The sequence below is a fragment of the Novosphingobium humi genome (genome assembly GCF_028607105.1).
Classification (GTDB): domain Bacteria; phylum Pseudomonadota; class Alphaproteobacteria; order Sphingomonadales; family Sphingomonadaceae; genus Novosphingobium; species Novosphingobium humi.
In genome coordinates, this window is record NZ_CP117417.1 from 2423030 (window position 1) to 2436089 (window position 13060).

A 13060-nucleotide genomic window follows, 5' to 3' on the forward strand; every position below is an offset into this window, starting at 1 on the left:
CCGGACAATATTGCCAACCTAGCCACGCGAGCGCCAAATTCAATACCCCCGATGGCACCATCCCAAGCTGGAACAGGGCGGCCATCGACGGCTTCATCATCAACCAGCCGCACCGTCGGCATCGGGGCGACGCTCAAACACCTTGTCAATCAAACCAAACTTAAGCGCTTCATCGGCCTCAAGGAAGGTATCGCGATCCATGGCGGCCTCGATTTCCTCGAGGCTCTTGCCGGTGAACTTCACGTAAAGATTGTTCATCCGGGCGCGGATGCGCAGGATTTCGCGGGCCTGAATCTCGATATCCGATGCCATGCCCTGCGCGCCGCCGCTGGGCTGGTGGATCATGATGCGCGCGTTGGGCAGAGCGATTCGCTGCCCCGGCTCACCAGCAGCCAGCAGGAAGCTGCCCATCGAGCAGGCCTGACCGATGCACACGGTCGAAACCTTGGGCTTGATGTACTGCATCGTGTCATAGATCGACAGGCCCGCCGTCACCACGCCGCCGGGCGAGTTGATGTACATGCTGATGTCCTTGGTCGGGTTTTCCGATTCGAGGAACAGCAACTGGGCCACGATCACGCTGGCCATATGATCCTCGATCTGGCCGGTGACGAAAATGATGCGTTCGCGCAGCAGGCGCGAATAAATGTCAAAGCTGCGCTCGCCCCGGCTGGACTGTTCCACCACCACGGGAATCAACGCGCCCGTCACGGGATCAACACTGAATTTGCCCTGAGCATCGTTGCGTCCGAACAGATCGATCATGAAATTTCCTCTTTGTCTGCCACGCCTATGTCGCGTCTCGCGGCGCAATGTTCAAGTGGCTTAACCCCACACTGGACGAAGAGGGACTGCTTTTGGGTTAATCTTTGCCCCCCGGCATGGCCGGTGACCGACAAATATGCCGGTCATTTTTGCCATTTTGACCCATATCAGGTTTGACCCGGAGCCTGGATATTATATGCATCACATACAAAATTCCGTCACGAACGGTCCGAACCGGAGAGGAAAACCATGGCTCATTTCCCCGACACCCGCAGTTTTACCGGCATTTTGCGCCCGGTCCGGCTGGAATGCGACATTCTGGACATGGAAATCGAGGGCGAAATCCCGGAGTCGATGAACGGCACATTCCACCGCGTGCATCCCGATTCGCAATTTCCCCCGAAATTTGCCGATGACCAGTTTTTCAACGGAGACGGCATGGTCAGCCTGTTCCGCTTTCGCGGCGGCAAGGTCGATTTCAAACAGCGCTATGCCCATACAGACAAGTTCAAGCTTGAGCGCGCTGCGGGCCGCGCCCTGTTCGGCGCCTATCGCAATCCGCTGACCGATGATGACGAGGTCAAGGGCCAGATCCGCTCGACCACCAACACCAATGTCATGGTCCATGCGGGCAAACTCTATGCGATGAAGGAGGATGGCCCGGCCCTCGTGATGGACCCCTTTAGCCTTGAAACCGAAGGCTTCACCTTCTTCGACGGCAAGCTGAAGAACCAGACCTTTTCCGCCCATGGCAAGATCGATCCGGTGACGGGGAATTTCTGCAATTTCGGCTATGCCGCCACCGGCCTGCTGACGCGCGACTGTTCGTTCTTCGAGATCGATCCGCAGGGCAATCTGCTCTATGAGACCTTCTTTGAGGCGCCCTATTACTGCATGATGCATGATTATGCGATCACCGAGCATTATGCCGTGTTCCATATCGTGCCCTCGACCGGCAACTGGGATCGGTTGAAGGCGGGCCTGCCGCATTTCGGTTTTGACACCACGCTGCCGGTCTATCTGGGCATCCTGCCGCGCGGGCCGGGCGTGTCGGGCAAGGACATCCGCTGGTTCAAGGCGCCCAAGACGATCTTTGCCAGCCATGTGATGAACGCCTTCGAAGATGGCACGAAGATCCATTTCGACACGCCCGAGGCGGTCGGCAATTGCTTCCCCTTCTTCCCCGACATCCACGGCGCGCCGTTCGACCCGATGGCCGCCCGCCCCTTCCTCACCCGCTGGACGGTCGATCTGGCGTCAAAGTCGGATGAATTCCTCAAGGTCGAACAGCTCTCGAACTGGATCGACGAATTCCCCCGCATCGATGAACGCTATGTCGGCCAGCCCTACCGCCATGGTTATATGCTGGTGATGGACCCGGAAATGCCGGTGGACTTCCCCGGCGCGCGCGCTTCGGGCTTCCGCATGAACCGCATCGGCCATATCGACCATGCCACCGGCGCGCAGGACAGTTGGTGGGCCGGGCCGCATTGCATGATTCAGGAACCTTGCTTCGTGCCCCGCAGCCCCGATTCGCCCGAAGGCGACGGCTGGATCATCGCGGTGGTCGACAATCTGGTGACCAATTATTCCGATCTGGTGGTGCTGGACGCGCAAAGGCTGGAGGACGGGCCGGTGGGACGCGCCAAACTGCCCTTCCGGCTGAAATCGGGCCTGCACGGCAATTGGTGCGATGATCGCAAATATGCGACTTTTGCCTGACTTGCGCGGCGTTTGAGGCATAAACGAAAAGGCCCGCTTCCCAATCCGGGAAGCGGGCCTTCTCTTTAGCCCGTCAAGGCCAACCGCTTATTCAGCAGCCGGTTCCTCAGCGGCCTTCTTCTTGGCCGGAGCCTTCTTCTTGGGAGCAGCTTCAGCCGCTTCCTCGCCCTCAGCAGCAGCCTTCTTCTTAGGCGCGGCCTTCTTCTTGGCGGCAGGCTTTTCTTCCTCGTGGCCGTGGTCGCAGTCCGGACCATGGACGTGACCAGCTTCGCCCTCTTCGGCTTCGATCGCAGCCTGCAGCTCTTCCTTGGTCACTTCGCGGGTCGTGACTTCGGCCTTGTCGAACAGGAAGTCGACAACCTTCTCTTCATAGAGCGGCGCGCGCAGCTGGGCGGCGACCATCGGTTCGGACTGGACGTATTCGACGAAGCGCTGACGGTCTTCCGGACGATACTGCTGCGCGGCCTGCGACACCAGCATCTGGAATTCCTGAGCGGTGATTTCAACGCCATTGGCCTGGCCGATTTCCGACAGCAGAAGGCCGAGGCGCACGCGGCGCACGGCGATCTTGCGATAGTCTTCCTTCTCGGCTTCGATCTCGGCCAGAGCAGCGGCGGGATCTTCCTCGCGCGCAGCTTCCTGGGTCAGCTGCTGCCAGATCTGGTTGAATTCGGCTTCGACCATGCTGGGCGGAACGTCGAATTCGGCGCCATCGGCCAGAATGTCGAGCAGCTGGCGCTTCATCTGGGTGCGGGTCTGACCTTCGGTCTCGCCTTCCAGCTGACCGCGCAGCAGGCCCTTGAGCTGATCCAGATCGGTCAGGCCCAGGCTCTTCGCGAATTCGTCGTCGATCACAGTTTCACCGGCAACCTTCACCGACTTGACGGTGATGTCGAAGGTGGCTTCCTTGCCGGCAAGGTGAGCGGCCTGATAATCTTCGGGGAAGGTCACGGTGATGACCTTTTCGTCGCCGACCTTGGCGCCGACGAGCTGTTCCTCAAAGCCGGGGATGAAACGGCCAGCGCCGATTTCCAGCGCCGCGTCTTCAGCCTTGCCGCCGTCGAATTCAACGCCGTCCAGCTTGCCCACGAAGTCGATGATCAGCTGGTCGCCGGTTGCGGCTGCCTTGCCTTCTTCGGCGTCATTAAAACGCTTCGCCGACGAGGCGATGCGGGCGACGGCTTCGTCAACAGCTTCGTCCTTGACCGGAACGACCAGCTTTTCCAGCTTGAGGCCCGTCAGGTCGGGGGCCGAAATCGCGGGCAGCACTTCGAGGCTGACGGTCAGCTCGGCGTCCTTGCCTTCTTCATAGCCTTCGCCCAGCGCGACATCGGGCTGCGTGGCGGGGCGCAGGGCATGGTCAGCGACCAGCTTGTCCAGCGCTTCGCGGATGGTCTGCGAGAGCACATCCTGATGAACCTGCGCGCCAAAGCGCTTCTTGACCAGATTCGCGGGCACCTTGCCGGGGCGGAAACCGGGCAGCTGTACCTGGGGAGCAATCTTGACGACCTCGCTCTCGATCTTTTCGGCAATGACGCCAGCCGGGATCGTCACGGTGAAGCCGCGCTTCAGACCCTCATTGGTGGTTTCGACAATCTGCATGATAATTCAACGCCTTCCCAACTCGCAACTGTCGCTTGCACGGGGCGGAAGACTGGTGCGGGCGAAGGGACTCGAACCCCCACATCTTACGATACTGGTACCTAAAACCAGCGCGTCTACCAATTCCGCCACGCCCGCATGAAGACGAAGCTACGTCAAATTCAGGTGCGGGGCCTTAGAGGGCTTGGACCAAAAGGGCAAGCGCCCAAACGCAGATCTCGCGCAAACCGCGTATTCGCTCGCCCTATTGAGCGTCCCGGCCCCCGTATCCGGCAATTTTTACCGTCCAGCAATGGGCGGGAAACGTGGCGGACTTACCTGCGGATAAGGCCTGAGACAACAAACCAAACAGGCCGATATGCAGGAGGTGACCATGCTTGAACTGATCATGGCGGCCACCGCGCTCGCCGCGACCGCCACCCATTCCGAAACGCTCTCCTATCGCAACAGCGCGATAGACCTGCATTACCGCGCCCATGTCGAATTGCACACCGAGGCCATCGGCCTCCACGCGCCCACCCGCGGACACGAGCGCGCATGCCATTGGCAGGCAAGGCTGATTTTCGAAAGGCGGCTGGGCGACGGAGCTTTTGCCACGCGCCTGCCCGTGGTCAAAAAGGCGAACGGGACACTGCACGGCCCCTGTCATGACGACAGCCGCCATGTGCAACAGGCCGCACACCGTGCGCTGGGCGATCTCGACCATGCGCTGCGCGAGGCAGCCCGTCAGGACCGCCCCACCGTTCTGGCCGAAATCGAGGCTGCCCATCCCCGGTCCACCCAGTAAGCGCTAGAGAGTCAGCCAGCGGGCCAGAACCATCAACCACGGGCGGTTCTGCCCCATCTGGCTGGCCACCGGACGCTCTGCGCCGCCCGCCTCGCATTCCAGACAATAGGCCTGCGCCCCGCGCACAGCCATCAACCGCTGCGCCCCGACCACCGCCGAGGCAAGACGCGCCCGCTGACGCTGGGTCACCATCCCGACCCAATCGAGAGCGGCGTCATCCTCACCGCCCGTTTCATTATCCTGCGCGCCAAACTGGCGCAGGATCTTGTCAACCGGGCCGACTTCATCGCCCAGCCAGACCGCATGCCAGGCGCCATCCTTGATCCCGGCGCGTGACGCCGCCTCGGCCAATGCGGTATCCAGCCCGCCAAACCCGTCGATCAGCCCGATCTGACGCGCGGTGCCGCCATCCCAGACGCGCCCCTGTGCAATGCGGTCCACTTCCTCCGGCGTTTTCTTGCGCGAGGCCGCAACCAGGCCGACAAACCGGCCATAGCCCGACTCAATATTTGCCTGCAGAATCTGCTCGATCTCCGGCGTAAGGCCCGTCAGCACATCAGGCTGGCCCGCCAGAGGTCCGGTGCGCACGCCATCGCCCTTGACCCCCCAACCTTCAAGCGCGCGCTCGAAACTGGGGATGACGGCAAAGATGCCGATCGAGCCAGTGATCGTTCCGGGCTGGGCAAAGATTTTGGCGCCCGAGGTCGAGACCCAATAGCCCCCGCTGGCCGCTACATTGGCCATCGAGATCACCACCGGCACCCCTCGCGCCTTTTGCCGCAGGATCGCGGCGCGAATAGCCTCCGATCCCGTTACCGACCCACCCGGCGAATCCACCCGCACCACCAGCGCTGCCAGCTTCTGCGTCGAGGCGGCATCGATCAGCTTGGCGATCCTCTCGCCGCCCGCGCTGCCCGGCCCGGCCTTGCCATCGGTGATCTCGCCCGCCACAGTCACCACACCAATGGCGCGGCCGCCCTTGCTCTCGGGATGGCCCGCCAGCCATGCCGCCAGCGTGGTATGGGCAAAGCTGCCTGGCGCGGGCACTTCATCCCCCGATTTGTCCTCGCCTGCGATTTTGGCGATGGCATCGCCCCATTCGGCCCGCGTGCCGATCTTGTCGACAAGACCCGCCGCCAGCGACGCCTTGGCCGCATCGCCGCCCGATGCCTTGAACCAGCCCACCGGATCGGCCACCACCTTGTCGACCTGCGCCTTGGGGCGGGCCTTGAGCACATTCTCGCGCCATTGGGCAAAGATCGTGTCGAGCAATGCCTTGCGCGCCTCGCGCGAAGGCTCAGACATCGAGTCGCGAATGTAGGGCTCGACGAAATCCTTGTACGTCCCCACGCGGAACACATGGGCCGAGATTTTCAGCCGTTCCAGCAGCTTGGCGAAATAGAGATTCTGGCCACCCAAGCCTTCGACATAGGCCCCGCCCAGCGGGTCGATCCAGATCTCGCTGGCATGCGAAGCGATCAGCAGGCCGCGATCCCCCAGCATCGTGCCATAAACCAGCACTGGCTTTTTCGCCTTGCGCACCACATCCATCGCATCGCCGATTTCAACGGCATGGACAAAGCCCGCGCCGCCGAATTTGCTCATATCGATGGCCACGGCCTTGATCTTTTCATCGGTGGCCGCCCCACGCAGCGCGCGAATCACATCGCGCTCGCGCAATTCCGGGTCGCCCACATTGCCCGTCAGCACACTTTGCAGGTCGGTCTTTTGCAATTCCTCGACCACCGCGCCCTTCATTTCGATCAGCAGCGCGCCCTCGCGCAATTGCGGGGCCGCGGGCCGGGCCGAAAGCGCGGCGTACAGCGCACCGAAGAACAGCAGCAAAAGGGCAAGCACCAGCCCGTCCTTGATTGCCACCAGCAGCCGCCATACCGAATTTGCAAAAGTCATGTCTTCTCCGTCGCCTTGCCCGCTCACCCTACGAAGGATTTGGCCAACAGAGAAGTGGACAAACGGCCCTTTCCTCTTGAGCCGGGCCGGGCACAGGTTTAGAGCGCTCTCTTCAATGACATCAGCAAACTCCTCCAGCCGGAGCCGCTACCCTGCGGGCTCTCTGGCCTTCCCGCACCGTGGGCTGCTCGGTCTTGCCGGCCTTGCCCCGCATGAGATCCTCTTTCTGCTCGACGAGGCGGAACAATGGGTGGAACTGAACCGTCAACCGACCAAGCGGGTCGATCACCTGCGCGGGCTGACCATCATCAACGCCTTTTACGAAAATTCGACGCGCACGCTGCTGTCCTTTGAAATTGCGGGCAAGCGTCTGGGCGCCGATGTGGTCAATATGTCGGTGGGCCAGTCGAGCGTAAAGAAGGGCGAGACGCTGATCGACACGGCCATGACGCTCAACGCCATGCGCGCCGATGCGATCGTGATCCGCCATGCCAGCTCGGGCGCGGTGCGGTTGATCGCGGAAAAGGTCGATTGCCCGGTGCTGAACGCGGGCGATGGCCAGCATGAGCATCCCACGCAAGGCTTGCTGGACGCGCTCACCATCAAGCGGGCCAAGGGCGAGTTTGTGGGCCTGAAAGTTGTGATCTGCGGCGATATTCTGCACAGCCGCGTGGCACGGTCGAACATTCTGGCGCTCACGGCTCTGGGCGCGGATGTGCGCGTGTGTGCGCCGCCTGCGCTGATGCCCGCCGATATCGAGCGGATGCGCGTGACGCCCTATCATGACTTTGACGCCGCGCTCAAAGATGCCGATGTCGTCATGATGCTGCGCCTTCAGAACGAGCGCATGACCGGCCAGTTCATCCCCTCGCCGCGCGAATATCGTCATCTCTACGGTCTGTCGGTGGAGCGCCTGACGAAGGCCGCCGGGGACGCCATCGTCATGCATCCCGGCCCGATGAACCGGGGCGTGGAAATCGACTCCAACGTGGCCGATCTGCCTGGGCGCAGTCTGATCACGACGCAGGTGGAAATGGGCGTGGCAATGCGGATGGCCTGCCTTGAGGTCTTGACCCGAAAAGCGCGCGGTTTGCCCGGTTGGGCGGAGCCCAGAGAAGACAAAGGATCCTGGGCATGAAACAGGCTGCTCTGACCATCACCAACGGCCTGCTCGTCACACGCGAAGGCGCGCCGGTTTCGGGCGCGATCCGCTGCGACGGTGACCGGATTGTTGCCATCGGCGCCGATGTCGTGCCGCAGGAAGGCGACCGGGTCGAGGACGCGCGCGGCAAGCTGATCGCGCCGGGCCTGGTCGATCTGGGCGTCTTCGCCATCGACAAGCCCGCGCTGCATTTCGGCGGGATCACCCGCGCAGCGCTGATGCCCGACCAGAATCCGCCGCTCGATCGCTCCTCAACCGTGCGTTATGCCGCGCAAAGCGGCAAACCGGATCTGTGGGTGCATCCGCTTGCCGCCGCCACGCGCGGGCTGGAGGGCAGCGACATCGCCGAAATCGCCCTGATGCGCGATGCAGGCGCCAAGGCGGTGGCCACCGGACGGCACTGGATCGCCGATTCGGGCACGATGCTGCGCCTGCTGCGCTATTGCGCGATGCTGGGGCTGACCGTGATCGCCCATGCCGAGGACAGCGGCCTGACCGGCAGCGCTGTTGCCACGGCCAGCGAAATGGCGACCCGACTTGGCCTGCCCAGCGCTCCGGTCGAGGCCGAAGCGCTGGCGGTGGCGCGTGACATTGCTCTGGCCGAAATGGCGGGGGCAAAACTGCATTTCCGCCAGATCACCACGCGCGGCGCGCTGGATCTGATCCGGGCGGCGCAAAAACGCGGCGTGGCGGTTTCGGCTGGCGTGACCCCGGCTCACTTCATGCTTTCCGACACGGCACTGGCCGATTTCCGTACCTTCTGCCGCTTCTCCCCGCCCCTGCGCCGCGAGGATGACCGCAAGGCCGTGATCGAGGCGATCGGCGATGGCACGATCAGCATCATCGCCAGCGGTCATGATCCGCGCGGGCCGGAAGACAAGCGCCTGCCCTTTGCCGACGCAGAACCGGGCATGGCGGGGGCCGAAACGCTCTTGCCGCTGACCATGAATCTGGTGCGCGACGGCGTGATCGACATGGCCGCCGCCTTCCGCCTGCTGGCCACCAATCCTGCCGGACTGCTGGGCGTGAACGCGGGTGCGCTGGAAGTGGGCCTTCAGGCCGACATCGCCATCATCGACGCGGACCGCCCATGGATCGTCTCCTCGGCCAAGATGGCGGCGGCGGCGGGCAATACCCCGTTTGACGGTCAGGGCGTACAGGGCCGGGTTCTTGCCCTGTGGAAGGGCGGCCTGAAGGTCGGCTAAAACACAAGCCGGCCTAGACCGCGATTTCGGCCTGTCTGGCCCCCAAGGCGCCCACCGCGTCATCGGGGGCCAGACGGACCTGAAGCCCGCGCTGGCCGCCGTTGATATAGATGCTGTCCCAGCCTTGCGCGGTGGCGTCCAGCACCACGGGGACCTTGCGGGTCTGGCCAAAGGGGCTGATCCCGCCGATCTTGTAGCCGGTGATCCGCTCGGCATCGGCCGGTTTCATCATCACCGCCTGTTTGGCGCCCAGAGCGGCAGCGGCTTTTTTCATCGCCACCTCGCGGTCACTGGGCGCGATCACACAGGCCGGTTTGCCGTCGGCCAGCACCATCAGCGTCTTGAACACCCGCCCCGCCGGTTCGCCCAGCGCCGCCGCCGCGGCCTGCCCGATACTGTCGGCGTCCGGGTCATAGTCATAGGTGTGCAGTGTGTAGTTCACGCCTGCGCGGTCGAGAAATTGCGTTGCGCGCGTTGCCTTGGCCATCGGGCATCTCCTTGGCCCTTGGCTCTATCCGCCCGCCAAGCCTTTGCCCAGAGGTTAAAATTCGCTCCAGTCGTCGCCCACCGCCCGCGCCAGACCGTAGGGGCGATGCGAAAGCTCGCGTGCCGGACGGTGCCGCTGCACCGTAGACTGACGGCGGAAGGGCACCGGATCATCGCTCCGCTCGCGTCGGGCCGCCTCGTCGCGGGTGCGGAAACCCGACACAAGCCGCGCCAGCCTCTCGGCCTCCTGCGAAAGATTGCGGGTGGAGGCGGTGGATTGCTGAACCATCGCGGCATTCTGCTGGGTCATGCGGTCCATCTCGCCCACCGCATCATTGACCACGCGGATATTGATCGCCTGTCGCTGCGAACTTTCGGCAATTTCCTCGATCAGCGCGCTGATTTCCGAAACTTTGGCCACGATGCCCTGCAAGCGGTCGCCCGTGCGCCCGACCAGATCGACGCCTGCCTCGACCTGCGTGGAGGAATTCTGGATCAGACTCTTGATGTCGCGCGCGGCATCGGCAGTGCGCTGGGCCAGCGCGCGGACCTCGCTGGCCACCACGGCAAAGCCGCGCCCCGCCTCACCCGCGCGTGCGGCCTCGACCCCAGCGTTAAGCGCGAGCAGATTGGTCTGAAAAGCGATCGAATCAATCACGTTGATGATCTGGCTGATCTGCTGCGATGAGTGTTCGATGGCCGCCATAGCCTGAACGGCATGGGCGACGACATCGCCGCCGTCGCTGGCCTGACGGTGGGCCTCTTGCGTGGCGGTGCGCACCACAGCGGCAGTCCGGGCCGAGGCCTGAACCGTTTCGGACACCGCGCGCAACGAGGCGGCGGTTTCCTCAAGGCTGGCCGCCTGCGTCACATTCCGCCCCGCCAGATCGTCGGCGGCAGCCTCGATTTCCTTGACCGAGCGCATCACCCCGCCCGCTCCCACACGGACCGTACCCAGCGCATCCATCAGCGAAGAGACCGAATGGTTGTAGTTCTCACGCAGGGCCTCGTATTCGGGCGGGAAGGCATCATGCAGCCGATGTTCCAGATCCTTGGCCGCCAACTGGCTGAGCGCCCCACTCAAAGCGTCCACCACCTGTTTCTGCTCGACCTGCGCCTGCTTCTGGGCAAGACCGGCCTGACGGAAGACTTCCATGGCCTGGGCCATGATGCCGATTTCATCGCCGCGCTCGCGTCCTTCGGCCTCAAAGGAATAATCGCCCTGCGCCATGCGGCCCATGGCCTGCGCGGTGACATGGAGCGGCGAGACGATACCATGGTCGATGAACCGGCGGGCCATCGCGATCGCGCCGACCACCAGCGCCATCATCAGGCCGACCAGAACCAACGCGGCAATCACCAGCGGATCGTCGAAGCGATGCTCGGCTTCGCGGAAATCAGCGGACATTTTGACCAGACGAAGGATCGCCTCATGCTGTTTGGCATAGGCCGGAGCCAGTTCCCCGTCATAGACCCGGCGCATGGCGGCTTCGTCGCCCAAACGCGCCGCCGGGGCAAAGCGGGTGTTCAGCGCGCTCCAGAACGCATCAGCATGGGTCTGGCTCTGTTTGAGAACCTCCAACTGATCGGCCGGGATCGGAGCGCTCTGCCAATAGGCCTTGCGCGCCAGATAGTCCTTTTCCAGCGTGGCCAGATTTTGCAGATGCAGCCCTGCCTGTTCGGGATGGAGCATGGCCTGCGAGGCCTCGAGGCAGGGTTCGACAACATAGGCAGGCGGGGGCAGTATATCGGCCACCAGTTCGTCCTGCAGCGCATATTTGCGATAGATCGGTCCGCCATAGCGGATCTCGAAAATCGCGGCCGCCGACAGGGCGATGGCAAAACCCACGATGGCAAAGATCAGCCGACTGCCGATTCTAGCCTTGTCACCGATCATGCCGTTTCAACCCCGTTGCCTGCACCCGATTGCACCGTATCAAAAAGTGGTTGGCGCGGCGTAGCGCTCCGTCCTGTTGAAATACCTACCGCCGGGCCCGAGCGCCCGCCAAAACAGGATTGCTGTGGGCCTTGGCGCAAAAATCCTTGCTTTGGGGGCTGATTTCGCTAAGGGCCGCATCTTCTGAAAGTGCGGATTCGCAGCCCGCGCAAATGATATGCGAAGAAAGCCGGAGGGGCCCCGCAATCGTGCGGACAAGCCAGCGATCGGTTAATGGATGAAAAGGAAGCTGCCGTGGCTCTCTATGAGCACGTGTTCCTGGCCCGCCAGGATCTGAGCCAAGCGCAGGTTGATGCGCTGGCCGCCACCGCCACCGAGATCATTGAAACCAACGGGGGCAAGGTCACCAAGACCGAAACCTGGGGTCTCAAGAACCTCGCCTACAAGATCAAGCGCAACCGCAAGGCGCACTTTGTGATGCTCAACGTTGAAGCCCCCGCCGGCGTCACCGCCGAGCTGGAGCGCCAGATCGGCATCAACGAAGACATCATCCGTTTCATCACCGTTCGCGTTGATGAACTGGAAGCTGGCCCGTCGGTCCAGATGCGCAAGAACGATCGCGAGCGCAGCCGTCGCCGCGAACGCGAGGAGGCTTGATCCATGGCTCGTGCATTTTTCCGTCGTCGCAAGAGCTGCCCCTTCTCGGGCAAGAACGCTCCCAAGATCGACTATAAGGACATCCGCCTGCTTCAGGGCTTCATGTCTGAACGTGGCAAGATCGTTCCCAGCCGCATCACCGCCGTTTCTGCCAAGAAGCAGCGTGAACTGGGTCAGGCGATCAAGCGCGCCCGTCATCTGGGCCTGCTGCCCTACCTCGTGAAGTAAGGGAGAAAATCCATGCAGATCATTCTCCTCGAACGCATCGAGAAGCTGGGCCACATCGGTGACGTCGTCACCGTGAAGGACGGTTACGCCCGTAACTTCCTGCTGCCCAACAAGAAGGCGCTGCGCGCCAACGAAGCCAACCGCAAGGTGTTCGAAGCTCAGCGCGCCGACATCGAAAAGCGCAATGCTGAAGCCAAGGCTGCGGCCGAAGCCCAGTCGGGCGACGTCGAGGGCAAGAGCGTGGTTCTGATCCGCGCCGCCTCGAACGCCGGCCATCTGTATGGCTCGGTTTCGGTGCGCGATATCGCTGATGGCCTGAACGCCGATGGCGCCAAGGTGACCAAGGCGATGATCGTTCTGGAACGCCCGATCAAGTCGATCGGCATCTATGACGTTCGCGTTGCTCTGCACCCCGAAGTTTCGGTGACCGTCAAGGTGAACGTTGCTCGTTCGCCCGACGAAGCCGAACTCCAGGCCCAGGGCGTCAACGTCTCGGAAGCGCTGTTCGACAACGCTGTGGGCGGCTTCACCGAAGCCTATGACCCGAATGCAGAACCCGGCGAAATCCCGGCGGAACTGCTGGAAGGCGAAGCCGAAGCCGAATAATCGGCTTTTCGGCTCCGGCCCAAGGAATTGGG

12 protein-coding genes and 1 tRNA gene are annotated in these 13060 nt (G+C 62.8%); 7 read left to right on the forward strand and 6 right to left on the reverse strand.

Annotation, left to right across the window (positions count from 1 at the left end; genetic code table 11):
* Window positions 1-99: 99 nt before the first annotated feature.
* Window positions 100-765, reverse strand: coding sequence for an ATP-dependent Clp endopeptidase proteolytic subunit ClpP (gene clpP, locus PQ457_RS11385; protein ID WP_273616975.1), 666 nt, complete (start codon window positions 763-765; stop codon window positions 100-102).
* Between the two features lie 249 nt (window positions 766-1014).
* On the opposite strand from clpP, the gene PQ457_RS11390 reads away from it, so the two are divergent.
* The gene (locus PQ457_RS11390) at window positions 1015-2487 is read left to right on the forward strand and encodes a lignostilbene-alpha,beta-dioxygenase (RefSeq protein WP_273616976.1); all 1473 of its coding nucleotides are present in this window, start codon (window positions 1015-1017) and stop codon (window positions 2485-2487) included.
* An 87-nt stretch (window positions 2488-2574) separates the two neighbouring features.
* Here the strand turns inward: PQ457_RS11390 and tig are convergent, their stop codons facing one another.
* Both tig and PQ457_RS11400 read right to left on the reverse strand, forming a co-directional pair.
* On the reverse strand, window positions 2575-4089 hold the full coding sequence (gene tig, locus PQ457_RS11395; protein ID WP_273616977.1) for a trigger factor: 1515 nt from the start codon (window positions 4087-4089) through the stop codon (window positions 2575-2577).
* Between the two features lie 53 nt (window positions 4090-4142).
* Window positions 4143-4227 (reverse strand) — tRNA-Leu (locus PQ457_RS11400).
* A 235-nt stretch (window positions 4228-4462) separates the two neighbouring features.
* On the opposite strand from PQ457_RS11400, the gene PQ457_RS11405 reads away from it, so the two are divergent.
* Entirely contained in the window at window positions 4463-4876 is a 414-nt protein-coding gene (locus tag PQ457_RS11405; protein WP_273616978.1) for a hypothetical protein, read from the forward strand.
* A 3-nt stretch (window positions 4877-4879) separates the two neighbouring features.
* On the opposite strand, the gene sppA is transcribed toward PQ457_RS11405, so the two are convergent.
* Window positions 4880-6787 carry a signal peptide peptidase SppA gene (gene sppA, locus PQ457_RS11410; protein WP_273616979.1) on the reverse strand — a complete coding sequence of 636 codons (1908 nt, stop codon included), beginning with the start codon at window positions 6785-6787 and terminating at the stop codon, window positions 4880-4882.
* Between the two features lie 115 nt (window positions 6788-6902).
* Between sppA and PQ457_RS11415 the strand changes: the two genes are divergently transcribed.
* Together PQ457_RS11415 and PQ457_RS11420 are read left to right on the forward strand one after the other, a co-directional pair.
* Entirely contained in the window at window positions 6903-7925 is a 1023-nt protein-coding gene (locus PQ457_RS11415; protein ID WP_273616980.1) for an aspartate carbamoyltransferase catalytic subunit, read from the forward strand.
* Window positions 7922-9154 carry a dihydroorotase gene (locus tag PQ457_RS11420; RefSeq protein WP_273616981.1) on the forward strand — a complete coding sequence of 411 codons (1233 nt, stop codon included), beginning with the start codon at window positions 7922-7924 and terminating at the stop codon, window positions 9152-9154. Before PQ457_RS11415 ends, PQ457_RS11420 begins: the two co-directional genes overlap by 4 nt.
* Window positions 9155-9167: 13 nt before the next feature.
* On the opposite strand, the gene ybaK is transcribed toward PQ457_RS11420, so the two are convergent.
* Together ybaK and PQ457_RS11430 are read right to left on the reverse strand one after the other, a co-directional pair.
* Window positions 9168-9641, reverse strand: coding sequence for a Cys-tRNA(Pro) deacylase (gene ybaK / locus PQ457_RS11425; RefSeq protein WP_273616982.1), 474 nt, complete (start codon window positions 9639-9641; stop codon window positions 9168-9170).
* Between the two features lie 54 nt (window positions 9642-9695).
* Window positions 9696-11537, reverse strand: coding sequence for a methyl-accepting chemotaxis protein (locus PQ457_RS11430; RefSeq protein ID WP_273616983.1), 1842 nt, complete (start codon window positions 11535-11537; stop codon window positions 9696-9698).
* Between the two features lie 294 nt (window positions 11538-11831).
* On the opposite strand from PQ457_RS11430, the gene rpsF reads away from it, so the two are divergent.
* From rpsF to rplI, 3 genes are read left to right on the forward strand one after another with little or no spacing between them, the layout of a single operon-like run.
* Complete coding sequence (gene rpsF / locus PQ457_RS11435) at window positions 11832-12194, forward strand: 30S ribosomal protein S6 (RefSeq protein ID WP_168603805.1); 363 nt, start codon at window positions 11832-11834, stop codon at window positions 12192-12194.
* Window positions 12195-12197: 3 nt separating this feature from the next.
* Window positions 12198-12422 (forward strand): 30S ribosomal protein S18, encoded by a 225-nt coding sequence (gene rpsR / locus PQ457_RS11440; protein ID WP_127710389.1) that lies wholly within the window; start codon window positions 12198-12200, stop codon window positions 12420-12422.
* Between the two features lie 12 nt (window positions 12423-12434).
* Complete coding sequence (gene rplI / locus PQ457_RS11445) at window positions 12435-13028, forward strand: 50S ribosomal protein L9 (protein ID WP_168603806.1); 594 nt, start codon at window positions 12435-12437, stop codon at window positions 13026-13028.
* Window positions 13029-13060 lie beyond the last annotated feature (32 nt).

Excerpts from the sequence above, each read along its gene's own strand:
- clpP (WP_273616975.1), bottom strand. The coding sequence starts at position 765 with ATGATCGATCTGTTCGGACGCAACGATGCTCAGGGCAAATTCAGTGTT.
- PQ457_RS11390 (WP_273616976.1), top strand. The coding sequence starts at position 1,015 with ATGGCTCATTTCCCCGACACCCGCAGTTTTACCGGCATTTTGCGCCCG.
- tig (WP_273616977.1), bottom strand. The coding sequence starts at position 4,089 with ATGCAGATTGTCGAAACCACCAATGAGGGTCTGAAGCGCGGCTTCACC.
- PQ457_RS11405 (WP_273616978.1), top strand. The coding sequence starts at position 4,463 with ATGCTTGAACTGATCATGGCGGCCACCGCGCTCGCCGCGACCGCCACC.
- sppA (WP_273616979.1), bottom strand. The coding sequence starts at position 6,787 with ATGACTTTTGCAAATTCGGTATGGCGGCTGCTGGTGGCAATCAAGGAC.
- PQ457_RS11415 (WP_273616980.1), top strand. The coding sequence starts at position 6,903 with ATGACATCAGCAAACTCCTCCAGCCGGAGCCGCTACCCTGCGGGCTCT.
- PQ457_RS11420 (WP_273616981.1), top strand. The coding sequence starts at position 7,922 with ATGAAACAGGCTGCTCTGACCATCACCAACGGCCTGCTCGTCACACGC.
- ybaK (WP_273616982.1), bottom strand. The coding sequence starts at position 9,641 with ATGGCCAAGGCAACGCGCGCAACGCAATTTCTCGACCGCGCAGGCGTG.
- PQ457_RS11430 (WP_273616983.1), bottom strand. The coding sequence starts at position 11,537 with ATGATCGGTGACAAGGCTAGAATCGGCAGTCGGCTGATCTTTGCCATC.
- rpsR (WP_127710389.1), top strand. The coding sequence starts at position 12,198 with ATGGCTCGTGCATTTTTCCGTCGTCGCAAGAGCTGCCCCTTCTCGGGC.
- rplI (WP_168603806.1), top strand. The coding sequence starts at position 12,435 with ATGCAGATCATTCTCCTCGAACGCATCGAGAAGCTGGGCCACATCGGT.